The organism is Shimia litoralis (assembly GCF_005518135.1).
Lineage (GTDB): Bacteria > Pseudomonadota > Alphaproteobacteria > Rhodobacterales > Rhodobacteraceae > Shimia_E > Shimia_E litoralis.
Genome location: NZ_SULI01000011.1, coordinates 65,705 through 89,619, shown reverse-complemented (window position 1 = coordinate 89,619; position 23,915 = coordinate 65,705). Strand labels below are relative to the sequence as shown.

24 protein-coding genes and 1 tRNA gene are annotated in these 23,915 nt (G+C 55.0%); 19 read left to right on the top strand and 6 right to left on the bottom strand.

The window, feature by feature from the left end:
- The first annotated feature begins 19 nt into the window (after window positions 1–19).
- The 7 genes from FAP39_RS10845 to FAP39_RS10815 all read left to right on the top strand — a co-directional run bounded on the left by FAP39_RS10845 (window position 20) and on the right by FAP39_RS10815 (window position 6,212).
- The gene (locus FAP39_RS10845) at window positions 20–1,189 is read left to right on the top strand and encodes a D-alanyl-D-alanine carboxypeptidase family protein (RefSeq protein ID WP_425471420.1); all 1,170 of its coding nucleotides are present in this window, start codon (window positions 20–22) and stop codon (window positions 1,187–1,189) included.
- Window positions 1,186–1,812, top strand: a complete 627-nt coding sequence (tmk, locus tag FAP39_RS10840) for a dTMP kinase (RefSeq protein WP_138016414.1) — start codon at window positions 1,186–1,188, stop codon at window positions 1,810–1,812. The genes FAP39_RS10845 and tmk overlap by 4 nt, the downstream gene beginning before the upstream one ends.
- Window positions 1,809–2,930 carry a DNA polymerase III subunit delta' gene (locus FAP39_RS10835; protein WP_138016413.1) on the top strand — a complete coding sequence of 374 codons (1,122 nt, stop codon included), beginning with the start codon at window positions 1,809–1,811 and terminating at the stop codon, window positions 2,928–2,930. The genes tmk and FAP39_RS10835 overlap by 4 nt, the downstream gene beginning before the upstream one ends.
- Window positions 2,931–2,934: 4 nt before the next feature.
- A complete protein-coding gene (locus FAP39_RS10830) occupies window positions 2,935–3,741 on the top strand; it encodes a TatD family hydrolase (protein WP_138016412.1) in 807 nt (268 codons plus the stop codon).
- Complete coding sequence (locus FAP39_RS10825; RefSeq protein ID WP_138016411.1) at window positions 3,738–4,538, top strand: MBL fold metallo-hydrolase; 801 nt, start codon at window positions 3,738–3,740, stop codon at window positions 4,536–4,538. Before FAP39_RS10830 ends, FAP39_RS10825 begins: the two co-directional genes overlap by 4 nt.
- A 21-nt stretch (window positions 4,539–4,559) precedes the next feature.
- Window positions 4,560–5,489, top strand: coding sequence for an AEC family transporter (locus FAP39_RS10820; RefSeq protein WP_138016410.1), 930 nt, complete (start codon window positions 4,560–4,562; stop codon window positions 5,487–5,489).
- A 72-nt stretch (window positions 5,490–5,561) separates the two neighbouring features.
- Window positions 5,562–6,212 (top strand): DsbA family oxidoreductase, encoded by a 651-nt coding sequence (locus FAP39_RS10815; RefSeq protein WP_138016409.1) that lies wholly within the window; start codon window positions 5,562–5,564, stop codon window positions 6,210–6,212.
- Between the two features lie 30 nt (window positions 6,213–6,242).
- Here the strand turns inward: FAP39_RS10815 and FAP39_RS10810 are convergent, their stop codons facing one another.
- Both FAP39_RS10810 and FAP39_RS10805 read right to left on the bottom strand, forming a co-directional pair.
- A complete protein-coding gene (locus FAP39_RS10810; RefSeq protein WP_138016408.1) occupies window positions 6,243–6,620 on the bottom strand; it encodes a carboxymuconolactone decarboxylase family protein in 378 nt (125 codons plus the stop codon).
- A 47-nt stretch (window positions 6,621–6,667) separates the two neighbouring features.
- Window positions 6,668–7,360: a GntR family transcriptional regulator gene (locus FAP39_RS10805; protein WP_138016407.1), complete on the bottom strand. Its 693-nt coding sequence runs from the start codon at window positions 7,358–7,360 to the stop codon at window positions 6,668–6,670.
- A gap of 103 nt (window positions 7,361–7,463) precedes the next feature.
- Between FAP39_RS10805 and FAP39_RS10800 the strand changes: the two genes are divergently transcribed.
- From FAP39_RS10800 to FAP39_RS10780, 5 genes are read left to right on the top strand one after another with little or no spacing between them, the layout of a single operon-like run.
- Entirely contained in the window at window positions 7,464–8,066 is a 603-nt protein-coding gene (locus tag FAP39_RS10800; protein ID WP_138016406.1) for an amino acid synthesis family protein, read from the top strand.
- Window positions 8,038–8,847 carry an alpha/beta fold hydrolase gene (locus FAP39_RS10795; protein WP_138016405.1) on the top strand — a complete coding sequence of 270 codons (810 nt, stop codon included), beginning with the start codon at window positions 8,038–8,040 and terminating at the stop codon, window positions 8,845–8,847. Before FAP39_RS10800 ends, FAP39_RS10795 begins: the two co-directional genes overlap by 29 nt.
- Window positions 8,844–9,761: a flavin reductase family protein gene (locus FAP39_RS10790; RefSeq protein ID WP_138016404.1), complete on the top strand. Its 918-nt coding sequence runs from the start codon at window positions 8,844–8,846 to the stop codon at window positions 9,759–9,761. Before FAP39_RS10795 ends, FAP39_RS10790 begins: the two co-directional genes overlap by 4 nt.
- 3 nt (window positions 9,762–9,764) lie before the next feature.
- Window positions 9,765–10,802 carry an LLM class flavin-dependent oxidoreductase gene (locus FAP39_RS10785; RefSeq protein ID WP_138016403.1) on the top strand — a complete coding sequence of 346 codons (1,038 nt, stop codon included), beginning with the start codon at window positions 9,765–9,767 and terminating at the stop codon, window positions 10,800–10,802.
- 21 nt (window positions 10,803–10,823) lie between these two features.
- Window positions 10,824–12,287 carry an aldehyde dehydrogenase gene (locus FAP39_RS10780; protein WP_138016402.1) on the top strand — a complete coding sequence of 488 codons (1,464 nt, stop codon included), beginning with the start codon at window positions 10,824–10,826 and terminating at the stop codon, window positions 12,285–12,287.
- Window positions 12,288–12,402: 115 nt separating this feature from the next.
- Here the strand turns inward: FAP39_RS10780 and FAP39_RS10775 are convergent.
- Window positions 12,403–12,489 (bottom strand) — tRNA-Leu (locus tag FAP39_RS10775).
- A gap of 154 nt (window positions 12,490–12,643) precedes the next feature.
- On the opposite strand from FAP39_RS10775, the gene lipB reads away from it, so the two are divergent.
- The 4 genes from lipB to FAP39_RS10755 all read left to right on the top strand — a co-directional run bounded on the left by lipB (window position 12,644) and on the right by FAP39_RS10755 (window position 16,570).
- Entirely contained in the window at window positions 12,644–13,297 is a 654-nt protein-coding gene (gene lipB, locus FAP39_RS10770) for a lipoyl(octanoyl) transferase LipB (RefSeq protein WP_138016401.1), read from the top strand.
- A gap of 173 nt (window positions 13,298–13,470) precedes the next feature.
- Window positions 13,471–13,923, top strand: a complete 453-nt coding sequence (locus tag FAP39_RS10765; RefSeq protein ID WP_138016400.1) for a c-type cytochrome — start codon at window positions 13,471–13,473, stop codon at window positions 13,921–13,923.
- A 324-nt stretch (window positions 13,924–14,247) separates the two neighbouring features.
- A complete protein-coding gene (ctaD, locus tag FAP39_RS10760) occupies window positions 14,248–15,918 on the top strand; it encodes a cytochrome c oxidase subunit I (RefSeq protein WP_138016399.1) in 1,671 nt (556 codons plus the stop codon).
- A gap of 163 nt (window positions 15,919–16,081) precedes the next feature.
- Window positions 16,082–16,570: a DUF2244 domain-containing protein gene (locus tag FAP39_RS10755; RefSeq protein WP_138016398.1), complete on the top strand. Its 489-nt coding sequence runs from the start codon at window positions 16,082–16,084 to the stop codon at window positions 16,568–16,570.
- Here FAP39_RS10755 and FAP39_RS10750 read toward each other — a convergent pair.
- Complete coding sequence (locus FAP39_RS10750; protein ID WP_138016397.1) at window positions 16,567–17,235, bottom strand: Clp protease N-terminal domain-containing protein; 669 nt, start codon at window positions 17,233–17,235, stop codon at window positions 16,567–16,569. The genes FAP39_RS10755 and FAP39_RS10750 overlap by 4 nt on opposite strands.
- 66 nt (window positions 17,236–17,301) lie before the next feature.
- Here FAP39_RS10750 and FAP39_RS10745 point away from each other — a divergent pair, with 66 nt between their 5' ends.
- Window positions 17,302–17,610, top strand: coding sequence for an EthD family reductase (locus FAP39_RS10745; RefSeq protein ID WP_138016396.1), 309 nt, complete (start codon window positions 17,302–17,304; stop codon window positions 17,608–17,610).
- Between the two features lie 56 nt (window positions 17,611–17,666).
- Here FAP39_RS10745 and FAP39_RS10740 read toward each other — a convergent pair whose 3' ends face one another.
- Window positions 17,667–18,740 carry an Mrp/NBP35 family ATP-binding protein gene (locus tag FAP39_RS10740; RefSeq protein WP_138016395.1) on the bottom strand — a complete coding sequence of 358 codons (1,074 nt, stop codon included), beginning with the start codon at window positions 18,738–18,740 and terminating at the stop codon, window positions 17,667–17,669.
- A gap of 248 nt (window positions 18,741–18,988) precedes the next feature.
- Between FAP39_RS10740 and FAP39_RS10735 the strand changes: the two genes are divergently transcribed.
- Complete coding sequence (locus tag FAP39_RS10735) at window positions 18,989–19,201, top strand: DUF1127 domain-containing protein (RefSeq protein ID WP_246059078.1); 213 nt, start codon at window positions 18,989–18,991, stop codon at window positions 19,199–19,201.
- Between the two features lie 613 nt (window positions 19,202–19,814).
- Window positions 19,815–21,284: an SH3 domain-containing protein gene (locus tag FAP39_RS10730; RefSeq protein WP_138016394.1), complete on the top strand. Its 1,470-nt coding sequence runs from the start codon at window positions 19,815–19,817 to the stop codon at window positions 21,282–21,284.
- A gap of 6 nt (window positions 21,285–21,290) precedes the next feature.
- Here the strand turns inward: FAP39_RS10730 and FAP39_RS10725 are convergent, their stop codons facing one another.
- Window positions 21,291–23,837 carry an ATP-dependent helicase gene (locus FAP39_RS10725; protein WP_138016393.1) on the bottom strand — a complete coding sequence of 849 codons (2,547 nt, stop codon included), beginning with the start codon at window positions 23,835–23,837 and terminating at the stop codon, window positions 21,291–21,293.
- Between the last annotated feature and the right edge of the window lie 78 nt (window positions 23,838–23,915).

Sequence of the window (23,915 nt, the reverse complement as noted above, 5' to 3'; positions counted from 1 at the left end):
ACCTATGACGGAGATCTCTATGATCCGGATACTTCAACGCTTCTTGTCAGCCACCTTTGTAATGTTGCTGCTTGTGAGCCAAGCAAGCGCGTTTGAAACCCGTGCCAAAGCCGCCTTTGTGATGGATCAGGGGACCGGCACCATTTTGTTGGCGAAAAATGCGGACGAGCCGCTGCCCCCCGCATCTATGTCCAAGCTGATGACCCTATATATGGCCTTCGAAGCAGTCCGCGAAGGTCGCCTGTCGATGGAAGAACGGCTGCCTGTGTCTCAGCACGCCATGAATTACAAAGGCTCTACGATGTTTTTGGATACCACCGACAAGGTGAAAGTATCCGACCTGATCCGCGGCATTATTGTATTGTCGGGCAATGACGCCTGCGCCGTGATTGCCGAGGCTCTGTCACCTGACGGCACCGAGGCCGGGTTTGCACGGCTGATGACCCGCCGCGCGCGCAAGCTTGGGATGACAAATTCAACCTTTGCCAATTCTAACGGCTGGCCCGCCCCTGGGCATCGCATGTCGATGCGCGATCTTGCTCTTTTGGCCAACCATTTGATCGCGGATTTCCCCGAGTTCTACCCGATGTTTTCGGAGAAAGAATTTGCTTTTGATGGACGCGCGCCGGGAAACACCAAGAACCGGAATCCGTTGCTAAAGCTGAACATCGGCGCAGATGGCCTAAAAACCGGACACACCACCGAGGCTGGCTATGGCCTTGTGGGATCGGCGCGTCAGGGCAACCGCCGCGTCATATTTGTAATTTCAGGCCTGAACAGCACCCAAGCACGGGCCGAAGTGTCCGAACAAATCGTCAATTGGGCCTTCCGCCAATTTGGTGAGAGCACGCTTGCGCGCAAGGGCGAGCGCGTCGCCACAGCCGATGTCTGGATGGGCAGCGCCCCACGCGTTGGATTGGTTCCTGCTGATGACGTCACTGTGCTTTTGCCATTATTGACAGACGCCGACCTCAAAGCAGAAGTGGTCTATAACGGACCCATCCAAGCCCCGATCACCAAAGACCAAGTCCTTGCTGAACTGGTGATGGTCCCCGAGGGCCTTCCGGAAATCCGCATTCCACTGGTCGCAGAACAAGACGTTCCCGAGGGCGGCTTTATGGTGCGCATGCGCACGGCAATCTCGGTCTTGATGCAATCATCCGGTATGCCATCTGGTGAAACTTCATGAGCGCAGGCGGGCGGTTCATCACGTTTGAGGGCATCGACGGATCTGGGAAATCCACCCAGATCCGTATGCTTGCCGACACCTTGCGCGGTGACGGATATGATGTCGTGCTAACCCGCGAACCCGGAGGTTCGGAGGGTGCCGAGGAAATTCGGTCTTTGGTCTTGGAAGGTGATCCTGACCGCTGGTCAGCAGAAACGGAAATACTGTTATTTACGGCCGCAAGGCGCGATCACTTAGAGCGCACCATATTGCCAGCACTGGCCGCAGGCAAAGTCGTGTTATGTGATCGGTTCGCCGATAGCACCCGCATGTACCAAGGTTTGTCGAGGGGCGATCTGCGCGGTATTGTGGATCAGTTGCACCGCTTGATGATTGGTCGCGAGCCTGATTTGACGATCCTGCTTGATATGGATCCTGCGACAGGATTGGCCCGCGCAAAATCCCGACAGACCAGCGAAGAGCGCTTCGAGGATTTCGGGCAAACACTTCAGGAACAGATGCGTCAGGGTTTCTTGGCCTTGGCCAAAGAATATGCACCCAGATTTAGGGTGATCAACGGCGATCAACCTCTTCAAGATGTGGCGCATGACGTCGCCCAAACCGCGCAGGCCCATCTCGCATGAGTTCAGATACGCCCCTGCAGGCCGATCGCGTCGAAGGTGCCCCACATCCGAAAGAAACCCAGACCCTGATTGGTCAAGGGGGCGCCGAGCGTGACTTTCTCGAGGCCTTTAATACACATCGCTTGCATCATGCGTGGCTTTTGACAGGCCCACTTGGGGTGGGTAAAGCCACGCTGGCTTGGCGGATTGCGCGGTTTTTGCTGGCCACGCCTCCGGAACAAGATGGCGGCCTGTTTGGAGATGCCCCTCCGCTGCATGACACATTGGATATCTCGCCCGAACACCCCGTTGCACATCGCATGTTGGCAGGGTCCGAACCGGGTATGTTTTCCATCACGCGCTCGGAGAACGAAAAAACCAAAAAATTGCGGGATCAAATCGTCGTTGACGATATTCGCAAGCTCACCCATTTCTTAACAATGTCGGCAACCGATGGCGGCCGTCGGGTCGTCATTGTCGACGCTGCCGACGAAATGAATGTCAACGCGGCCAACGCCCTGCTGAAAATGCTGGAAGAACCGCCCGCCCTGACCACAATACTTTTGATTTCACACCAACCCTCACGCTTGCTGCCCACAATTCGCTCACGATGCCGCGAATTGCGACTGGCCCCACTGTCCCCGCAAGATATGCATGCCGCGCTGGTGCAAGCCGGGGCCGGAGCTGATGAAGGCCCTGCCCTGTCGGCCTTGTCAGCCGGTTCCGTTGGAGAAGCCTTGCGCCTGACGCGCTTGAACGGTCTTGAAATGTACCAAGAGATTGTCGGCATCTTTGCGCATACCCCATTGCCAGATCGCCCCCGCGCCATGAAGCTGGCCGAAAAAGCCGCCGCGCGAGATGGGTCAGATCGGTTCGAGCTGTTGCTCACCTTGTTCGAGACATTCTTGGCGCGCTTGGCACGCACTGGTGCCACCGGAGCAGCCCCCACACCAGAAGCCGCGCGAGACGAAGCACAAGTATTGCTGCGCCTTTCGCCATCACCGCACGCCGCGCGCGCATGGGCCCAAATTGCCCAAGAAATTTCAGCGCGCACGCGCCACGGCAAGGCGGTCAACCTTGACCCTGCCGCGCTTGTTCTAGATACGGTTTTCAAGATTTCCCAAACTGCAGGCCGGTGACCCGATGACCCAGATATCTGAAATTACCGACAGCCATTGCCATCTTGATTTCCCGGATTTTGAAGGTCAACTTGACGACATCATCGCGCGCGCGCAACAAGCTGGCGTCACCCGCATGGTCACCATTTGCACGCGCCTGAAAAATGAACCTGCCGTACGGGCAATCGCCGAAGCACACGCCCCTGTGTATTATGCAGCCGGCACCCACCCAATGAGCGTGGCCGATGAACCCATGGCCACCTTTGATGAACTGGTCTTGCTTGCCCGCCATCCCAAATTTGTGGGCATCGGGGAAACAGGTCTCGATTATCACTACACCGCAGACAGCAAAGACATTCAGCAGACATCGTTGCGTGTCCATATTGCCGCCGCACGTGAAACCGGATTGCCTCTGATTATTCATTCGCGCGATGCTGATGACGACATGGCCCGAATTTTGTCTGACGAATACGCCAACGGTGCCTATTCCTGTGTCATGCATTGTTACAGTTCGGGCGCTGAATTGGCCAAGACGGCAGTTGATCTTGGGTTCTATCTGTCGATGTCAGGCATCGCGACATTCCCGCGCAGCCAAGATGTCCGCGATATCTTTGCCGCAGCCCCCGTCGAGCGCATTTTGGTGGAAACCGACGCGCCCTATCTTGCGCCACCGCCCCACCGAGGCCGTCGCAACGAACCTGCTTATACAGCCCTGACTGCGCAGATTGGTGCCGATGTCTTTGGGATGTCATACCCAGATTTTGCGGCGCAGACCCAAGTCAACTTTGATCGGCTCTTCACCAAAGCATCACAACTGGTTGTGACGTCATGAGCGCGCGCCTGACATTCACAATACTTGGTTGTGGCAGTTCGGGCGGCGTGCCCCGTCTTGGCGGGCATTGGGGTGATTGTGATCCGACGAACCCAAAAAACCTTCGACGCCGCTGTTCGATGTTGATTGAACGCACCACCGAAAATGGCTCGACGACGGTTCTGATTGATACGTCACCGGATATGCGCAACCAACTCTTGGATGCCAATGTCGGGGAACTGAATGCGGTGGTTTATACCCACAACCATGCGGATCACGTTCATGGTATTGATGATCTACGGATGATTGTCTTTAACATGCGCAAGCGGCTGCCTGTTTGGGCCGACGGGCCAACACAGGACGCCCTGTTTTCACGGTTCGGGTATGCTTTTGTACAACCCGCAGATTCGCCGTACCCACCAATTTTGGACATGCACACGATTGATGGCGATGTCGTGATTGACGGCGACGGTGGGCAGATCACGCTTACCCCCATCAAGGTCAACCACGGAAGCATCGACGCCCTCGGGTTTCGCATTGGCGACCTTGTGTATATGCCGGATGTTGCGGAAATTTATGACGATGCATGGCTGCAGCTGCAGGGACTTGATTGCTGGATCCTGGATACGTTGCGCCGCACTCCTCATCCGACACATGCCCACTTTGAGAAATCTCTGGAATGGATTGAGCGCGTCGCCCCAAAACGCGCGGTCCTGACCAACATGCACATTGATCTGGACTATGCCGAGGTTTGCGCTGAAACCGCAGACCATATTACCGCCGCGTTTGATGGTATGCAGATTTCCTATGACCTCTGACCCTTACGCCATATTGCGCACATGCAGGCGCTGATCGACGTTATCCTTCCGGTCTTTCTTGTGATCGGGTTTGGCTATGCTGCGGCGTGGCGCAAGCTGCTGACACATGCACATATTGACGGGTTGATGCGGTTTGCGACCAACTTTGCCGTGCCTGTTCTATTGTTTCGCGCCATTTCCCGCCTTGATCTGTCGGCTGATTTTGATGGTGCCCTGCTTGGGAGCTTTTATGCGGGCGCATTTTTGTCGTTCTGCGCCGGTATGCTGGGTGGCCGATTTTTGTTCAAACGTGATTGGGAAGACAGCGTCGCCATTGGCTTTGTATGCCTGTTTTCCAATTCCCTGTTGTTGGGCCTCGCAATCACGGAACGCGCCTTTGGCCCGGATGCCTTAACCAGCAACTATGCCATCATCGCGATCCACTCGCCATTTTGCTATGGTCTGGGCATCACCGTCATGGAAATCGTCCGTGCGCGCGGACAATCCTTGATCCGCGTTGTACCCACGGTTCTAAAGGCCATGTTTTCAAACGCTCTGATTGTGGGCATTTCGCTGGGTTTCATCGTCAATTTGGGCCATGTGCCCTTGCCGGAAACCGTGAACGTCTCTGTCGACCTCATGGCACGCGCGGCTTTGCCTGCTGCGTTGTTTGGCATGGGGGGCGTGTTGTATCGGTATCGCCCCGAAGGCGATCTGCGCACAATTCTGTATTGCTGTGCGGTCTCTTTGATTTTGCATCCCGCTCTTGTCTGGACCTTTGGAAGCTGGAACGGGCTTGATCGGGACGCCTTTAGATCCGCCGTGCTCACGTCATCCATGGCACCGGGTATCAACGCCTATTTGTTTGCAAATCTGTATGGCCGCGCTCAGCGCGTGGCCGCGTCGACCGTCTTGATTGGCACGGCGGCCTCGATATTCACTGTCTGGCTGTGGCTTGGCGTCTTGCCCTGACCTCGTAAAACAGTGCCTTGATCTGGCGTCATGCCGACACCATGTGATCATGACACAAACGGAGTGCCTGAAATGACCGCGCCAATTCGAGTTGATATTGTCTCTGACGTAATGTGCCCATGGTGCATTGTGGGGTACCGCCAATTAGAGCAAGCCGCCCAAGAGACTGGCATCACGATCGAGCCATATTGGCACCCATTTGAACTGAACCCGGATATGGTGCCCGAGGGCGAAAACCTGCGCGATCATATCATGCGCAAATATGGCAGCACCGCCGAACAGTCCCAGCAAGCCCGCCAAAACCTACAGGACATCGGGCGCTCGCTGGATATCGATTTTCAATTCAAAGATGATGGGCGCATCTACAATACGTTTGCCGCGCATCAACTTTTGCATTGGGCCCAAACCTTTGGCAAAGCACATGAATTAAAACAAGCGCTGTTTCACGCATACTTTACCGACGGCCAAGACGTTTCGCAGCATAGTGTATTGGCCAGTACTGCGGGCTCTATCGGGCTTGATCCGGTCGAGGCCATGACTGTGGTCGACGACGGACGATTTGCCGATGTCGTCCGCGAGAAGCAATCTTTTTGGACCTCCCGCGGTGTATCTGGCGTGCCGACGATGGTGTTTGAAGGTCAGCAGGCAACATCTGGCGCCCAAGGCGTCGAAACCTTCGCGCGTGTCCTGCGACATATGGTGAACGCGAATGGTGCCGCTTAACCGACGTTTCGGGCTGGCCTGTTCAATCGCTTATAGCATGCCGTGCTCTTCAAGGACGGGCCTTGCGATGCGGAAACATTCGACGCCTTGCGGAACACCACAATAAATCGAAATCACGTGGATCGCCGCGCGAATTTCTTCTTTGGTCACACCGTTATTGATTGCCCCTTTCAGGTGCAGTTCCCATTCGTGCATCTTGCCCAGCGCACCAATCATCGACAAGTTCATCAGGGATCGGGTTTTAACGTCAAGCGCCTCGTCTCCCCAACCAAATCCCCAACACCAGGCTGTCATCGCCTCTTGAAACGGGCGGGTAAAATCATCAGCGGCCGCCAAATTGTTTTCCACATACGCGGCACCGAGTGTATCTTTGCGTTTCTTCAGGCCTGCGTCGAACAGATCATCCATGGTGGTTATTCCTAAACTGGGTCTCAAATATTGTGGTTTGGGCGGCGTCAAAGCGCTTTGCCGTCGGTTTCTGCTGCCAAAAGATGCTCTGCAATCCTGCTGGTATCTTTCAGGTGACATGTCACAGCTTGGGCGGCAGCGTCTGCATCTCCCGAGATCACCGCATCGCAAATTGCCTGCATGTGATCTTGTCCGCTGCGCTCTCGCTCTACGCATGACAACGTCATTCGGCGCAAGCGGCTGATCCGACCATTCAGGCGTTGCACAACTTCCCACGCCACATGGTGCCCTGCGCCTTCAAAGATTTCTGCATAAAACTGGGATGTTGCGCGAAACAGAGATCCGGTTTCCGCGCTGCCAAACGCATTTTTTAGGCTTCGCAAGGCCGCCTGAAGGCTTTGCGCACGCTGTTTGGTCATGTTCTGAGCACACGCCCGTGCGGCAGCTGTCTCAAGCATCTTGCGAATATCGTAAATTTGTCGGGCGTCATCCCAATTCATCAGAGCCACAATGGGGCCGCGCCCGGGCAAGATTTGCACCAGACCTTCGGCTTCGAGATAGCGAATTGTTTCACGTACGACGGTCCGGCTGACCCCCAGCTGATCACATAACGGGCGCTCGACCAGACGCTCTCCGGGTTTGAAATGCCCTTCGATAATGGCGTCACGCATCCGCTCCTGAACCATGTCACGAAGCGTTGCAGGAGGATGTTCGATTTTCAAAAGTGATGCTGTCGTCATCCGCACATCGTATCAATTGGCCCCGTTGGGCGCAAGATATTTGACATACTAGATTATGGTATACCATACTATAGCGACATCGAATCACAGTAGGTCCTCACAAATGCCCGCAGCCATCCGCAAGACGCTCCTCCACGTCGAAGACACCTTCATCGAAGGCGGGAAATCCGCTGCCACCCCTCTCAAAATGATCGCAGCTGTCGCGGTTATTCAGAACCCTTGGGCGGGGCGGGGTTTTGTCGACGACTTGCGCCCGGAAATCCACGATTGTGCGCCCGGCTTGGGTAAGCTGCTCACCGAAATGGTGCTTGAGGCCGCAGGTGGCGGCGACAAAGTCGAAGGATACGGCAAGTCGGCAATTGTCGGTGTGAACGGCGAGGTCGAGCACGGCTCGGCGCTGATCCACACACTGCGCTTTGGCAACCATTACCGCGAAGCGGTGGGCGCCAAGTCTTATCTGGCGTTCACCAACACGCGTGGTCCGGCCAATGCCCCGTTGCAAATTCCGTTGATGGACAAAAACGACGGTGGCAAGCGCAGCCATTATCTGACCATCCAGTTGCAAGTCGCAGACGCCCCCGGTCCGGATGAAATCGTCATTGCGTTGGGCGCATCTATCGGCGGCCGTCCACATCACCGAATTGGGGATCGCTATCAAGACCTTAAGGAACTGGGCCATGACGTTGACAACCCTGCAGCTGTCTGATCCGTTTGACACCCTGACCTATCGCGAGGCCGGGTCCGGTGCGCCGGTTGTGTTGATTCATGGGGTCGGCATGCAGTCGGCCGCATGGGCTCCGCAAATCGCGGCCCTGTCCAAAACACACCGCGTGATTGCGCTTGATATGCCGGGCCACGGGGGGTCCTCCCCCCTCCCCCAAGACGCGCAACTACCCGCCTTTGTCGACTGGCTTCATGCTGCGTTATCCGCATTAGATGTTAAACACGCCAGCATCGCTGGACATTCGATGGGCGCGTTGATCGCCGCTGGCTATGCCACCACGTATCCCGCCAACCCTCAACGTGTCGCCCTGTTAAACTGTGTCTATCGACGGACCGATGACGCCCGCACCGCGGTTGTGACCCGAGCCGATCAGATTCGCACCGCTGGCTTTGATCTGGAAACGCCCCTGACCCGATGGTTCGGCGATAGCACCATTCAGCAGGCCGCCCGCGCAGAGGTCGCCAAATGGCTGAGCGATGTTGATCTGGACGGATATGCCACCGCGTATGGCGCCTTCGCGCGCGGTGACACTACCTATGCAGATCGTCTTGGTGACATAAAATGCCCGCTCCTGGCGATCACCGGCGATGGCGATCAAAACTCTACACCCAGCATGTCACAGGCCATGGCAGATGCCGCGCCTCAAGGACAGGCTTTGGTCATCGCGGGACATCGGCATATGGTTAACCTGACGGCTCCTGATGCCGTGAATAACGCCCTAATACGCTGGCTGGCCACACCATCTGAAGGAGGAACAACATGACCGAGATTGATCCACGCGAATTGCGCGATGCCTTTGGCGCCTTCATGACGGGCGTGACCGTCGTGACGTCCCACGACGTAGACGGTGCCCCGCTGGGCTTTACCGCCAATTCATTCAGTTCGGTGTCGCTTGATCCGCCTTTGGTTTTGGTTTGCCTCGCCAACAGCTCTCGCAACTATGACTCGCTGTCCAATGCCGATGGCTTTGCGGTCAACATTCTGGCGGAAACACAAAAAGACGTATCCAACACCTTTGCCCGCCCAGTCGAGGATCGGTTTGCCTCAGTTGACTGGCAACGAGGACCGCATGGATCCCCCGTGTTTGACGGCGTGTCGGCATGGTTCGACTGCTCTATGTTTAAAACAGTTGATGCGGGCGACCACTTGATTCTGATCGGCAAAGTCGAAGCCTTTGAAAACAGCCCCTACCCTGGTTTGGGGTATGCACGCGGAGCCTATGTCACCCCCGCCGCCGAAGCCGAAGCACTGAGCAATAGTGCGAACCTCAAGGTATCCGCACTGATCGAACATCAGGGCAAAGTATTGCTTGCCGATGATGGCAATGGTCGCCTGATCTTGCCCGAGATCAAAGTGGGCAAAGATGGGGCGACGGCCGCTCTTAGACGGTTGATCGACGCCAGTGGCACCGACGCCGAGCCCGGATTTATCTATTCTGTGTACGAAGACGAAGCGCGCGAAACGCAACATATCTCGTTCCTGTGCCAAGCCAGCGGAGACACCGCAACGCAAGGCGCTTTCACTGACCTGTCGCCCTCGACCTTGATGGACATCGCAGACCCTGTGGTCTGCACGATGCTCGAACGGTTTGCAGGCGAAAACCGGATGGGGAATTTCGGGGTATATTATGGCAACCAGGTCAGCGGCAAAGTTCGCCCGATGACATCAGGGAGTTGAGGCATGAAGTTCTCGCTTTTTGCGCACATGGAGCGCATTTCCTCGGATGAGGATCAAAAAAAACTGTATGACGAATTCGTTGAACTGTGCAAAATCGCCGATCGCGGTGGCATGCATGCGGTCTGGACGGGTGAACATCATGGGATGAATTTCACCATCGCGCCCAACCCCATGCTGAACCTTGTCGATCTGGCGCGTCACACCAAAAACGTACGTCTTGGCACAGGCACCGTCATTGCACCATTCTGGCACCCGATCCGTCTGGCGGGTGAGGCCGCGATGACAGACATCATCACCGATGGTCGCCTGGAACTGGGTATCGCGCGCGGGGCCTATTCATTCGAATACGAACGCTTGATGCCCGGCATGGATGCATGGGAAGCAGGCCAGCGCATGCGCGAACTGGTGCCAGCCGTCAAAGCCTTGTGGAAAGGCGATTATGAGCATGACGGGGAATTCCACAAATTCCCAAAAACCACATCATCACCTCAGCCAATGCAACAAGATGGTCCCCCCGTCTGGATTGCGGCACGCGATCCAAACAGCCACGAATTTGCGGTGCAGCAGGGCTGTAACGTACAGGTCACGCCACTGTGGAATGGTGACAAGGAAATCAATGACCTGATGGGCAAGTTCAACGATGCTTGCAAAAAATTCCCGGACAAACCGCGCCCCAAGATCATGCTGTTGCTGCACACTTATGTGGGAGACAGCGAAGAAGACGTCAAACAGGGCGCAGTCGAGTTGAACCGTTTCTATTGTTATTTTGGTGCATGGTTCATGAACAAACGCGATGTTTCACAGGGTTTGATTGACCCGCTGACAGATGACGAAATCGCGGCGCATCCGTTCTATTCCCCCGAGGCCATGGAACGCGATCTGGTGATTGGCACGCCTGAAACAGTGATCAAACGCCTTAAGGCTTACGAGGCATTGGGTTATGATGAATATTCGTTCTGGATCGACAGTTCGATGCCGTTTGAACGCAAAAAGGCCTCGCTCGAACGGTTCATCAACGACGTGATGCCAGCCTTCGCCTAAGATCCAGATCAGGAAAAGAAAATGCATAGCTTTCAGCAGTACATCAACGGGTCCTTCGAAGACGCCACAGACCACTTCGACAGCATTGATCCCGCCACTGGTGCCGTTTGGGCAAAAATGCCTGACGCCTCGGTCAAAGATGTGAACCGTGCCGTAGAGGCTGCTGAGTCTGCATTTTTCTCTTCTGAATGGGCATCCATGACAGCCACGGCACGCGGAAAACTGCTGATGCGTCTGGCCGAATTTATTGCCGAGGCCGCGCCGCGTCTGGCCGAATTGGAAACTCGTGACACAGGCAAGATCATTCGCGAAACCAGTGCGCAGATTGCCTATGTCGCAGAATACTTTCGGTATTACGCAGGGCTGGCTGACAAAATCGAAGGCGCACATCTGCCCATCGACAAGCCGGATATGGAGGTGTGGCTGCGCCGCGAACCCATCGGTGTGGTCGCCGCGATTGTCCCGTGGAATTCGCAACTGTTTCTGTCTGCCGTCAAAATCGGCCCTGCGTTGGCAGCAGGGTGCACCGTGGTTTTGAAAGCCTCTGAAGAAGGTCCCGCGCCGATGCTGGAATTCGCGCGGATCTTTGATCAGGCGGGGTTCCCCAAAGGCGTGTTGAATATCATCACAGGCGGGCCTGATGTGGGCGCGACCCTGACCAGTCATCCGTCCGTGGCGCATGTCGCCTTTACTGGCGGGCCAGAAACTGCGCGCCATATCGTGCGCAATTCTGCGGAAAATCTGGCGTCAACCTCGCTCGAGTTGGGGGGGAAATCGCCGTTTATCGTGTTTGACGACGCCGATCTGGAAAGCGCCGTGAACGCGCAGGTCTCGGGCGTATTTGCTGCCACGGGTCAAAGCTGTGTGTCGGGATCACGTCTTGTTGTGCAGGCGAGCATCAAAGACGAGTTCATCGCCCGCCTCAAGGAAAAGGCCGAGGCTATCGTGATCGGCGCGCCAAACGACATGAAAACCGAGGTTGGCCCGCTGTGTACAAAACGTCAGCGCGACACGGCGGTACGGCTGATCAACCGCTCTGTCGAACAAGGGGCAATACTGCTTACAGGCGGCCACGCAATTGATGGCGACGGATATTACTTTCCACCCACCATTTTGGATTGCGACGGTGCGCCAGACGCCGATAGCCTAAGCAATGAGTTCTTCGGCCCGGTCCTGTCCGTGGTCAGCTTCAAAACCGAAGCCGAGGCCATTGCGATTGCAAACACCACACAATTTGGGTTGGCTTCGGGTCTGTTCACGCAAAACCTGACCCGCGCCCATCGCATGATCCGCGCCATCCGTGCAGGTATCGTGTGGGTTAATACATACCGCGTCGTCAGCCCGATTGCACCGTTTGGCGGGCATGGCCTGTCTGGTCACGGACGCGAGGGTGGCATTGAGGCGGCCCTGGACTATACAAAAATCAAATCCGTTTGGCTGCGCACCAGCGACGACCCCATCCCAGATCCCTTTGTGATGCGCTAAAGAACTGTCAAACAAACCACCATGTCAGGACGGTATGCTCGCGGCGACAGAGCTGTCGCCAACCGACGCATGTCTGAAATAAACCTGCGAATCGTAAAATATGAAGGGGAGTAAATGGTGCGGCCGAGAAGACTCGAACTTCCACGGGTGTTACCCCACAGCGACCTCAACGCTGCGCGTCTACCAATTCCGCCACGGCCGCACGCCTTGACTTGGTGACGGGTCTATAGCGAGTCGCCACACGGATGTGAAGCAGGAAAACGCACCCCTACCAAGGTAATTCCAACTTGCTGCACCCGGTTCCCATTTTGACATTCACGCATTATGTACAGGGAACCTGAATTGGAGTGTTTCTGATGGTCGAATGGATCGTTCAAGACGGCCTGCTGGATTACGACGACGCGGTCACGTTTATGGAAGCCCGCGCCAATGCGATCCACAAAGGTGATGCCGACGAGTGCATCTGGCTGGTGGAGCATCCCCCGCTGTATACGGCAGGCACATCCGCAAAGCGCGAAGACCTGACAGACCCCGACCGGTTCCCTGTGTACACGTCCAAACGTGGCGGCCAGTATACCTATCACGGTCCAGGTCAACGCGTGGCCTATGTGATGCTGGATGTCGGCAAACGCGGGCATGACGTCCGAAAATTTGTGCATCAACTCGAAGAGTGGGTCATCGCGACATTGGCCGAATTCAATTTGCGTGGCGAAATTCGCGACGGGCGCGTCGGCGTCTGGATTGTCAGAGACGACAAACCGTTCACCGCGACCGGCGAGAAACCAGAGGACAAGATCGCAGCGATCGGTATTCGGATTCGCAAATGGGTGAGTTTTCACGGCATATCTATCAACGTGGAGCCTGAACTTGATCACTTTGATGGCATTGTCCCCTGTGGCATTACCGAACACGGGGTCACATCCCTTGTAGACTTGGGGCTTCCAGTCACGCTCGACGATGTGGACGTTGCTCTAAAAAGGACTTTCCAGTCAGTGTTTTCCGAGAGTTGACCAAGGACAAGTCGGCAAAGGGCACGCGCATCCAGATGTCAATTCATGGCTCAGCGTGCACATCAGCAGCAATTGGCTGTTCAGACTGGCGCGCCAATTTGCCTGTTGCACATCGCTACGTCATGAACGAATGTGCGGTTCGGACGCGTACCTAAACCTCAAGAGGCACACTCATGAAAACTCTTTTTGCAGTAGCCGCAGCTACACTCGCTTTGACTGGCCCCGTATTGGCCGAAGGCGACGCAGCCAAAGGCGAGAAGACATTCAAAAAATGTAAATCCTGCCACATGATTGTATCGCCAGAAGGCGAAACAATTGTCAAAGGCGGCAAGACAGGCCCGAACCTTTATGGTGTGATCGGCCGCGTTGCTGGCTCCACAGACTTCAAATACGGCAAAGACTTGGTCGCTGCTGGTGAAGGTGGTCTGGTTTGGGATGCTGAAAGCCTGACAAGCTATGCCAAGGACCCAAAGGGGTACCTGAAAGAAGTCACAGGCAACAGCAAAGCCAAAAGCAAAATGACATTCAAGCTTAAGAAGGGCGGCGAAGACGTTGCCGCGTATCTTGCATCTGTCGCACCGGCACCTGCTGCAACCGAAGAAGCAGAAACGCCCGCAGCAGAGTAATTCTGCACGCGACGATCGACTATTGAGCCCGCGCAACATCAGTTGCGCGGGCTTTTTCATGCCCGTCAGGGTGATTTGCTGATTCTGAATTTTCTCTATTTGACGAAATCGTGTCGCAGTAAATGGCCCGTTCAGGAAAGAAATTCGGGAAATGGGCGTATCTGGGCCCGATTTTGATCCAAATCAAACAGGGTGCGACACTTTTTTTTGATCTGCGTCAAAGACTAACATTGCCGCCCAAGGCCGACATATCTAAAAAGAAGGATGAACCATGGCGCAAGGGGGGACTCGTGCGCCTTTTAATACATCAACAGGAGGCAAGACATGGCGGACGCAGCCATTCACGGCCACGACCATGAAGACGAGCGCGGATTCTTTACCCGCTGGTTCATGTCGACCAACCATAAAGACATCGGTATTCTATACCTGATCGTATCAGCCCTCGTCGGTTTGATTGCGGTTCTACTCACCGTGTACATGCGCCTCGAGCTCATGGAACCCGGTGTTCAATACATGTGCCTCGAAGGTGCGCGCTTTATCGCGACCGGTGCGGAATGTACGCCAAACGGCCACCTTTGGAACGTTATGATCACCTATCACGGTGTTCTGATGATGTTCTTTGTGGTGATCCCGGCGTTGTTCGGCGGCTTTGGCAACTATTTCATGCCGCTGCAAATCGGTGCACCGGATATGGCATTCCCACGCATGAACAACCTGTCCTTCTGGATGTATGTGGCAGGTGTGGCTCTGGGTGTGGCGTCGATGCTATCGCCTGGTGGCAATGACCAGCTTGGCTCGGGTGTTGGTTGGGTTCTGTACCCGCCACTGTCGACCAATGAAGGCGGCTACTCGATGGACTTGGCGATCTTCGCGGTTCACGTATCAGGCGCGTCGTCGATCCTTGGTGCGATCAACATGATCACAACCTTCCTAAACATGCGTGCCCCAGGCATGACGTTGTTCAAGGTTCCGTTGTTTTCTTGGTCGATCTTCGTCACCGCATGGTTGATCTTGCTGTCCTTGCCAGTTCTGGCAGGCGCCATCACGATGTTGCTGACAGACCGCAACTTTGGCACGACCTTCTTTGATCCTGCTGGCGGCGGCGACCCAATCCTGTACCAGCACATTCTTTGGTTCTTTGGTCACCCAGAAGTTTACATCGTTATTCTTCCCGGTTTCGGCATCATCAGCCACGTGATCGCAACGTTCTCGCGCAAACCCGTATTTGGCTACCTGCCAATGGTTTGGGCGATCATCGCGATCGGTGGTTTGGGCTTTGTTGTGTGGGCGCACCACATGTACACAGTCGGTATGTCACTGACCCAACAGTCCTACTTTATGATGGCGACAATGGTGATCGCGGTCCCGACTGGGGTCAAAATCTTCTCTTGGATCGCCACCATGTGGGGCGGCTCGATTGAATTCAAAACGCCAATGCTGTTCGCCTTTGGCTTCCTGTTTCTGTTCACCATCGGTGGCGTAACAGGTGTGGTTCTGTCTCAGGCCAGCGTCGACCGCGCATATCACGACAGCTATTATGTTGTGGCACACTTCCACTATGTGATGTCGCTGGGTGCTGTGTTTGCGATCTTTGCCGGTGTCTATTTTTACTTCGGTAAAATGACCGGACGCCATTACTCAGAGTTCTGGGGCAAGATCCACTTCTGGGCGTTCTTCATCGGTGCAAACCTGACGTTCTTCCCACAGCACTTCTTGGGCCGTCAGGGTATGCCACGTCGCTATATCGACTACCCAGAAGCCTTTGCATACTGGAACAAAATCAGCTCTTACGGCGCGTTCCTATCATTTGCATCCTTTATCCTGTTCTTTGGCATCGTCATCTATGCGCTTTTGCGCGGTGCACGCATCACAGAGAACAACTATTGGAACGAATATGCGGATACGCTGGAATGGACACTTCCGTGCCCACCCCCAGAGCATACATTTGAAATCCTGCCTAAGCAGGAAGACTGGGACAAAGGCCACGCACACTAAGGTGCTGGCATACGAACCAATCATGCAGGGCCGCAGACAAAATCTGCGGCCCTGTTCATTTGAGCGGATCACGGTGACGTATCAACACCCTCTGACCCGACCTTAGTTCAGTTAAATCACCGCACACTGCTAACAAATTGACACCAACGACGAGTATCGGACCATGCCATACAGATGGCCCACCCCCACTCAATCCCCCCTAATCCTTGAACTCTGGCCGCACCGGTCTTTGCCCCGCAAAGGGTTTGCCGTAATCGTCATGATGGCATTTACGCTCGGCACGGTGCCACTTTATGGCTTGCTTGGCACCGTGGTTCTTTGGGGTATTTTGCCATTTATCTTGCTGGTGGTGGGCGCCCTGTGGTGGGGGCTTGAACGGTCCTATCGAGACGCCAACGTTTACGAGTCGCTCACATTGGTCGATGACGACCTTGTCTTGACCCACACTCCTGTACGTGGACCTGACAAAGTCTGGAGCTGTAATATCTATTGGGCACGTGCCGAACTGCACATCAAAGGTGGCCCGGTTCCGCATTATGTCACTTTGTCGGGAAACGGTCGAACCGTCGAGATCGGCAGTTTTCTCTCCGAGGATGAACGTAAAGCTCTCTTCACCGAACTCCAAAGCTTCCTAAAAAATTACCGTGCCTAGTACCCAGCGGGCAGTTTCTCTTCCCAGATATGAAACGCAGGTGGCATTTCCTCTGACCGAAACTGTGCCGGACGCCGACCAAAATGTTTGCGCAGCCTGTTGACCTCTTCGGTAAGGTCATACCACTCGATAACCTTGCGCAAGGCTCCGACTTGCAGGCCCAACGTTTGCGCGGTCGGCTTGCCGATTGACCCGTTGTGACGGCGGATGGCGGCCAACACATGTTCAGGATTGATCGAACCGGTTTGTGAAAAATTCTGTGCCCAACTCTGATGATCGTAGCGCGCCATCACATCCGCAACCCGTGGAACAAATGTCAGCGCCCCACCGTATGGGCACCCGCGTTCCGTTTCAGCCACCACCGACACGGTCGGAGCCATGTCTTCGTACAAATACAATCGGAACCCATGCGTTTGATAGGGCTGATACCCCTTTAGTCTTGATCTCCATCGCGCCAAAATGCTCTCTGCAAATTTGGTACGATACGCCTGATCAATCCAGTCATGATGATCGGCCCAATATTCAAGCGCCCATAAGTGAATATGGTTCGCAGCCGACTGCATGATCGGAAATTCGCTCTCAAAGGACAGTGGCGTTTCGCAACAGTCATCTAGGAACCGCGCCAGATCGGGGCAACGCGCCTTGGTAAAGGGTGCAATTTCCAAGCGTATTCCTTTTTCTTCAATTTGCGTTAAGGTCGATGGTTCACATCATACACGAGGATCGATCGAATGGCCGTATCTCTACAAGTGATTTACCCAATTTCTGACGACACGCACTTTGACTATGACTATTACACGACAACGCATATGGCTCTTGTTGGGCAACACATGGGGGATCACATCCAAAGCACCCTTGTGACCAAAGGCCTTGCGGGGGGACCAGATACCCCACCTGCATTTTATGTTGTCGCCACTATGGTCTTTGCCGATCAGGCCGCAATGGGAGAAGCCATGGGCAAAGCAGGCCCTGTCATGGCCGACATTCCAAATTTCACAAATTCTCGCCCGCACACCTTGGTTGGCGACGTTATCGCCTAGGTCGGCCACCGCACAATTGCGGTGACCTATCGATTTGTGACTGGGGGTGGGGGCGCTTACGCCAAATCGCGTTCGACCAGATCTTGTGCAATTTTTGCATAGGCCTGCGCCATAGCGCTGTCGCCCGTGGCGATCGGCGTGCCGCCATCCCCGGCCAATCGAGTATCCAAATCGATTGGCAGCGTTCCCAGCAAAGGCACGCCCAACTTTTCGGCCTCGGCGGCGACACCACCATGCCCAAACAGATGCGCCTCGTGACCACAGTTGGGGCACACATAGGTCGACATATTTTCAATCAACCCCAAGACTGGCGTGTTCAGCGAGTTAAACATATCAAGCGCTTTTCGCGCGTCCAGCAACGCCACATCCTGCGGAGTCGAGACGACAATAGCGCCAGCGATTTCCGTTTTTTGACAGAGAGTCAGCTGCACATCACCGGTTCCCGGTGGCAAATCGACGATCAACACATCAAGATCCCCCCACTGAACCTGACCAAGCATCTGTTGCAGGGCCCCCATTAACATTGGCCCCCGCCAGACCACCGCCTTGTCTTCTTCAAGCATGAACCCGATCGACATGATCGTCACCCCATGCGCCTGAAGCGGTATGATCGTTTTGCCATCCGGCGAGGCAGGCCGCTTGTTGACACCCATCATTCGCGGTTGGCTAGGGCCATAAATATCCGCGTCCAGCAAGCCGACCTTGCGTCCCTGCTTGGCCAATGCGACCGCCAGATTGCTTGATACCGTTGACTTGCCAACGCCGCCTTTTCCGGACCCCACTGCTAGAATGCGATCCACACCAGCGACTTTCATTGGCCCCTGTTGCGGTTTGGGGTGCCCTCCAATCTTAAGGCTTGGCGGTGCCTTGGGGGCCGCCGCGGGCCCGTGAGCAGTGAGAGCCACCGAAGCAGATGTCACCCCGTCCAGAGACTGGACTGCGCGTTCAGCAGCTTGGCGTAAGGGCTCCATTTGGCGCGCCATGTCAGGCGACGGTGCCTCGATCACAAATCGCACCGCTCCGTCGTCGATCATCAAAGCACGCACCATATCGCGCGACACCAGATTTCCGCCATCTGGCAACTCTAGTTTTTGAAGAACGTTTTGTATCTGGGTTTGAGAAACCGCCATGTTCCACTCCTGTTATGTTGCGAAAGACAGAGCCTTAATCGGCGCGGCAAGCAAGTCACAATTTTCTCAATGCCATATTTTTCAAGCGCTTGCCTATCAATTCACCAGATGACGTTGACGTAAGGGTAGTATTCGCATGCTGCATAGCAGCATTGCATAGCTGTGCATTGTGCACCTGCAGCATGCTCCTATATCCATATTCATAACGACGCAGCGAACAGCGTTTCTGAGTAAATGAGGTAACCCCGATGGCTATGACCAGTGTGAATACTGCCACAGCAAAAAGTGAAATTGACCGCCTGGCAGCGGCTTTGACCACTATGGTGGACCGTTACAAAAAGAACCGCGCCGTGCGCCGCACACTTCGTGAACTTGACGCTTTGGGAAACCGCGAGCTCGCCGATCTTGGCTTGAACCGCTCGAGCCTGAACCGCGTCGCATATCAGGCGGTGTACAAATAGAGATCAACTATTCAGAAAACCAATCTCCTCCCTCGGTTTTCTGTTCATGGCGGCGATAACGCTCTCCTCCCTGTTATCGCCGCGAAAATTCGGGCCAAGCGCCCAACAGAGATCAAGGCACTTCCTCCTCCTCCCTGAGGTGTCTTGTAACTCAGCGGCGGCACCTCTCCTCCTCCCTGGTGTCGCCCCAAGAAATTCGGGCCAAGTGCCCAACAGAGATCAAGACACTTCCTCCTCCTCCCTGAGGTGTCTTGTAACTCAGCGGCGGCACCTCTCCTCCTCCCTGGTGTCGCCCCAAGAAATTCGGGCCAAGTGCCCAACAGAGATCAAGACACTTCCTCCTCCTCCCTGAGGTGTCTTGTAACTCAGCGGCGGCACCTCTCCTCCTCCCTGGTGTCGCCGCAAGAAATTCGGGCCAAGCGCCCAACAGAGATCAAGGCACCNGAAATTCGGGCCAAGCGCCCAACAGAGATCAAGGCACCTCCTCCTCCTCCCTGAGGTGTCTTGAGAAAAAGAACGGCGGCGCCCTCCTCCTCCCTGGCGCCGCCGTTTTTCTTTTCTAAGTATCGATTCGCAGTTACCCTTCCGGAATGAACATTCTGAAGAGGCACACATGCGGATATTAAAGGTATGGATTTGGTTGGCGTGCCTTGTGGCACCGTCTTTTGCGTCATCGATGGAGTTTCAAGTTCGAGATGACCTTGTTCCGCGTCTCAACCAGCTAGAATATATCTATCCCCCTACGTCGCCACGCGACTACTCTGACGTACGGCCGCCTGCATTTTCTGGATCAAATTTTGCCGGCGACAACGGATATGACGCGGTCTTTTATTTGTCTGGCCTGATTGAAAAGGGAGACGCGGAAAGATTCATCAAATTCCATACCGACCGACGATACTACAGCCAGAAAATCGTCCTAAACAGCCCCGGCGGGAACTTTCTTGAGGCGCTGAAAATCGGCGCTTACCTCAAGGAACAACAGGACCCCATGGCAGGAGATCCCTACGCGTGGGAGTTCGCCGTTCTAGACGGCGATCGGTGTTTGTCCGCCTGTGCGCTGATTCTTGCGATGGGCGGTAGCATTGAAGGCCCGCGCATCGAAAGCGGAGCCGAGGTCGGGTTTCACATGGGAATACTTCCAGAAAGGCAGGCCCAGAGCACTGCAAATGTACGCGACATCATGAATTTGACCTATGATATTGTGTACGAATACACCCAACTGATCGAAGACGGTCTTCTTTCTCCGCTGTTGCTGCGCGAGTCGCTCAAGCACCGCACGGCCAAAAGCTTTTATTTTCTGCACGCAGGTATGCGCAGTTGGCAAATGGGCTTTCAACCTGTCGCGAAACCAAAGAATGCTCCGACAATCAATCTTGTGGGGTTGGACCAAGGGGCGATTTTTCGGATTTGTAGCGCATGGTCCTACGCCTCATATGACAAATTGTCTGCATCAACCCAACGCGGCATCGAACACTTTGGCGACTATGAACCTCGTTTGCCACAGGCCGCGACGCGGATGAAAGACATCTTTGATACCCTAGGCACCGATCTGATTACACGTAAGCTGCCGGACGCTCAGTTTGACGTGATTACCTGCTCGGTTTCTCGCAACAAAAACGGGCTGGTGTCTGTCGCAATATTTGATCCCAACCTGTTGGGCGTCGAGGTCCCGCCCCCCACGTGTAAAGGGTCTCGACGTATGCAAGGCTGGTGCGCCAGTTCCCCGACCCCGACCTATCCTCTGAATGTGCCGCTGTTGGCTGATTCTCTTGGATGCAGTGGCGGGGTTTTTCTCAAGAAAACGCCAACGGACCTCCAGAACTGGACACCCGATTGGGCCGAGATGCCGTCGACCCGCACCGGCGTTGCAAAGCGCGAGGTTAATATTCGCCCAACGCCCGGCCTAGGCGACACCCCGACCGGCACGCTTGCGGCAGGAGCGACTGCCAAAATAGAAGACTGCGCCATCACCAACGACCGCCAAGGCGTGTTCTTTCGCATTCGTAGCGGCAGTCAATCAGGTTGGGTTAGTGCGCGCTTTATTCTTGAAGACAGCGGATTAATGTACCCGGTCACGCATTAGGCAGATCTAAAACGGAATATCATCTGGCGCGGTCACAAACCGCGCCACAACCTTCTTGAGACCTGCTTTTTCGAAATCCACACCCAGTTTGTCGGCTTCGATTTCCATAATGAACCCATAGCCAAACTTTTGGTGGAACACGCGATCCCCGACAGAAAAGCTGGCCACAGCTTCAAGATCGATGATGGGATTGCCCTTGGTCTTGGGTTTCGCGCCACCCGATTGCCCGGCCCGCGTTTGCATGCGCTTCCACCCCGGAGAGTTGTACACATTCGCTGACTCGGCCCGCGCTTCGATACCAGATGCCGCCCCCGAGCGGGACGCCGCGCCAAATCCGCCACCATAAAGGCCCGGCGGAGTTAGGACTTCAACGTGAGCTTCGGGTAGCTCATCAATGAATCGCGATGGCATTTGGGATTGCCACTGCCCATACACCAATCGGTTTCCTGTAAAAGAAATGGTGCACAATTCTTCGGCCCGCGTGATGCCCACATAGGCCAGACGACGTTCCTCTTCGAGGCCTTTAAGGCCACTTTCATCCATGCTGCGTTGCGACGGGAATAACCCGTCCTCCCAACCAGGAAGGAACACCGCCGGAAATTCCAACCCCTTGGCACCGTGCAACGTCATGATGGTCACTTTGGGTTCAGCTTCGTCGCTTTCATTGTCCATGATCAGGCTGACGTGCTCCAAAAACCCTTGCAGGTTCTCAAAATTTTCAAGCGCTTTGACCAATTCCTTAAGGTTTTCCAACCGACCGGGGGCCTCTGGCGTTTTGTCGTTCTGCCACATCGTCGTATAACCGGATTCGTCCAGGATAACCTCGGCCAACTCGATGTGGGTCACATCCGGCGTGCCATATTCCGGTGTTGGGGCACCCTGTATCGGCCCATCATCCAAGACCGCGTCATCATCCAGTTGAACTTGAATTCGCGGCCCCAACATGTCGCCGCGCCACCGCGCCAGATTATCCACCAAGAGCTGCAGCTCTTTGCCGCCCTTTCCACCAAGCCCCTTTTCCTCAAGCAGAATACGCGCGCCCTCAATCAACGACACACCGTTGGCCCGTGCGCAGGCTTGTATTTTCTGCTGGGCGACATTGCCCAGACCACGTTTGGGTGTGTTCACGATACGCTCGAACGCTAAATCGTCATCAGGCGAGACCACCAGCCGGAAGTAGGCCATCGCATCGCGAATTTCCAAACGTTCATAGAACCTTGGGCCGCCAATCACGCGATAGGGCAAACCAATGGTCAGAAAGCGGTCTTCGAACGCGCGCATCTGGTGAGACGCACGTACCAAAATCGCCATATCATCCAAAGATCGCGCCCCCATTCCGCGCGTGCCGCGCTGCATCGATTCGATTTCTTCGCCAATCCAGCGGGCTTCTTCTTCACCATCCCAATGGCCGATCAGGCGGACTTTTTCGCCATCTTTCCGGTCGGTCCAAAGGGTCTTGCCCAGCCGGTCCTCGTTGCCTTGGATGATATTGGAAGCGGCAGCCAGAATGTGCTCGGTCGAGCGGTAATTCTGTTCCAACCTGACCACATGCGCGCCCGGAAAATCCTTTTCAAACCGCAGGATATTGCCCACCTCGGCCCCACGCCATCCGTAAATGGATTGATCATCATCGCCCACACAACAGATGTTCTTGTGGCCCCCCGCCAGCAGGCGCAGCCACAGGTATTGGGCGACATTGGTGTCTTGGTATTCATCCACCAGAACATAGCGGAACCAGCGACGATACTGTTCAAGCAGATCGGTGTGCTTTTGAAAGATCGTCACGACATGCAGAATGAGATCCCCGAAATCACAGGCATTCAATTCAAGCAGACGCGTTTGGTATTGGGCGTATAATGTTCCCGCCATATTGTTAAATTGTTCTGCGTCATCCAAAGATAGCTTGTCTGGCGTCAACGCACGATTTTTCCATCCGTCAATCAGGCCAGCCAAATGACGTGCAGTCCATCGTTTGTCATCAATGTGATTGGCTCTAATTAGCTGCTTTAGAACGCGCTGTTGATCATCCGAGTCAAGGATGCTGAAGTTTGACTTGAGGTGTAGTTCAGGGCGGTCCGCAAATTCATTCCCAATATTTGGGTTGGGAACAGGGCCTTGGTCAAATGCCCCCACTTCACGAACAGTGACAGCGTTTCCAACAGAAGAACTTCCCACAAGCTCCGCGTGTCGCCGCAAAATTTTGACAGATAACGAGTGAAAAGTGCCCATCCATTTTATTGGTGCGGGTAGATTAAAGGGTGTTTTTCCCAACCGTTCTTTCATCTCGCGCGCGGCCTTGTTTGTAAATGTCACGGCCAGAATTTCATTGGGCTGCGCTCTGCGAGTCATGATCAGGTGCGCCACCCGCGCCATCAGCGCTTTGGTTTTCCCAGTGCCCGCACCGGCCAGCATCAGGACCGGGCCATCCAGCGTTTCAACGGCCTCGCGCTGTGCCGGATTCAATTCATCCAGATACGGCATGGGCCGCGCGGCCATTGCACGCGCGGACAACGAGGCGCCTTCGAAGGCATCATGTTCATCAAAACTGCTCATGCGCGCCAATCTAGCCGTTCTTGCACCCAAGGGAAAGGCACGTTCCACTTATGTTCCCGCCGTTTTCTGTGGACAATC

What these genes read in the sequence shown, in the direction of transcription:
- FAP39_RS10740 (WP_138016395.1), bottom strand. Translation starts at nt 18,740, where the DNA reads ATGGCGGTTTCTCAAACCCAGATACAAAACGTTCTTCAAAAACTAGAG.
- FAP39_RS10745 (WP_138016396.1), top strand. Translation starts at nt 17,302, where the DNA reads ATGGCCGTATCTCTACAAGTGATTTACCCAATTTCTGACGACACGCAC.
- FAP39_RS10790 (WP_138016404.1), top strand. Translation starts at nt 8,844, where the DNA reads ATGACCGAGATTGATCCACGCGAATTGCGCGATGCCTTTGGCGCCTTC.
- FAP39_RS10835 (WP_138016413.1), top strand. Translation starts at nt 1,809, where the DNA reads ATGAGTTCAGATACGCCCCTGCAGGCCGATCGCGTCGAAGGTGCCCCA.
- FAP39_RS10725 (WP_138016393.1), bottom strand. Translation starts at nt 23,837, where the DNA reads ATGAGCAGTTTTGATGAACATGATGCCTTCGAAGGCGCCTCGTTGTCC.
- FAP39_RS10805 (WP_138016407.1), bottom strand. Translation starts at nt 7,360, where the DNA reads ATGACGACAGCATCACTTTTGAAAATCGAACATCCTCCTGCAACGCTT.
- FAP39_RS10830 (WP_138016412.1), top strand. Translation starts at nt 2,935, where the DNA reads ATGACCCAGATATCTGAAATTACCGACAGCCATTGCCATCTTGATTTC.
- FAP39_RS10780 (WP_138016402.1), top strand. Translation starts at nt 10,824, where the DNA reads ATGCATAGCTTTCAGCAGTACATCAACGGGTCCTTCGAAGACGCCACA.
- FAP39_RS10845 (WP_425471420.1), top strand. Translation starts at nt 20, where the DNA reads ATGATCCGGATACTTCAACGCTTCTTGTCAGCCACCTTTGTAATGTTG.
- FAP39_RS10785 (WP_138016403.1), top strand. Translation starts at nt 9,765, where the DNA reads ATGAAGTTCTCGCTTTTTGCGCACATGGAGCGCATTTCCTCGGATGAG.
- FAP39_RS10795 (WP_138016405.1), top strand. Translation starts at nt 8,038, where the DNA reads ATGACGTTGACAACCCTGCAGCTGTCTGATCCGTTTGACACCCTGACC.
- FAP39_RS10825 (WP_138016411.1), top strand. Translation starts at nt 3,738, where the DNA reads ATGAGCGCGCGCCTGACATTCACAATACTTGGTTGTGGCAGTTCGGGC.
- FAP39_RS10815 (WP_138016409.1), top strand. Translation starts at nt 5,562, where the DNA reads ATGACCGCGCCAATTCGAGTTGATATTGTCTCTGACGTAATGTGCCCA.
- FAP39_RS10755 (WP_138016398.1), top strand. Translation starts at nt 16,082, where the DNA reads ATGCCATACAGATGGCCCACCCCCACTCAATCCCCCCTAATCCTTGAA.
- ctaD (WP_138016399.1), top strand. Translation starts at nt 14,248, where the DNA reads ATGGCGGACGCAGCCATTCACGGCCACGACCATGAAGACGAGCGCGGA.
- FAP39_RS10765 (WP_138016400.1), top strand. Translation starts at nt 13,471, where the DNA reads ATGAAAACTCTTTTTGCAGTAGCCGCAGCTACACTCGCTTTGACTGGC.
- FAP39_RS10730 (WP_138016394.1), top strand. Translation starts at nt 19,815, where the DNA reads ATGCGGATATTAAAGGTATGGATTTGGTTGGCGTGCCTTGTGGCACCG.
- tmk (WP_138016414.1), top strand. Translation starts at nt 1,186, where the DNA reads ATGAGCGCAGGCGGGCGGTTCATCACGTTTGAGGGCATCGACGGATCT.
- FAP39_RS10800 (WP_138016406.1), top strand. Translation starts at nt 7,464, where the DNA reads ATGCCCGCAGCCATCCGCAAGACGCTCCTCCACGTCGAAGACACCTTC.
- FAP39_RS10735 (WP_246059078.1), top strand. Translation starts at nt 18,989, where the DNA reads ATGGCTATGACCAGTGTGAATACTGCCACAGCAAAAAGTGAAATTGAC.
- FAP39_RS10810 (WP_138016408.1), bottom strand. Translation starts at nt 6,620, where the DNA reads ATGGATGATCTGTTCGACGCAGGCCTGAAGAAACGCAAAGATACACTC.
- FAP39_RS10820 (WP_138016410.1), top strand. Translation starts at nt 4,560, where the DNA reads ATGCAGGCGCTGATCGACGTTATCCTTCCGGTCTTTCTTGTGATCGGG.
- lipB (WP_138016401.1), top strand. Translation starts at nt 12,644, where the DNA reads ATGGTCGAATGGATCGTTCAAGACGGCCTGCTGGATTACGACGACGCG.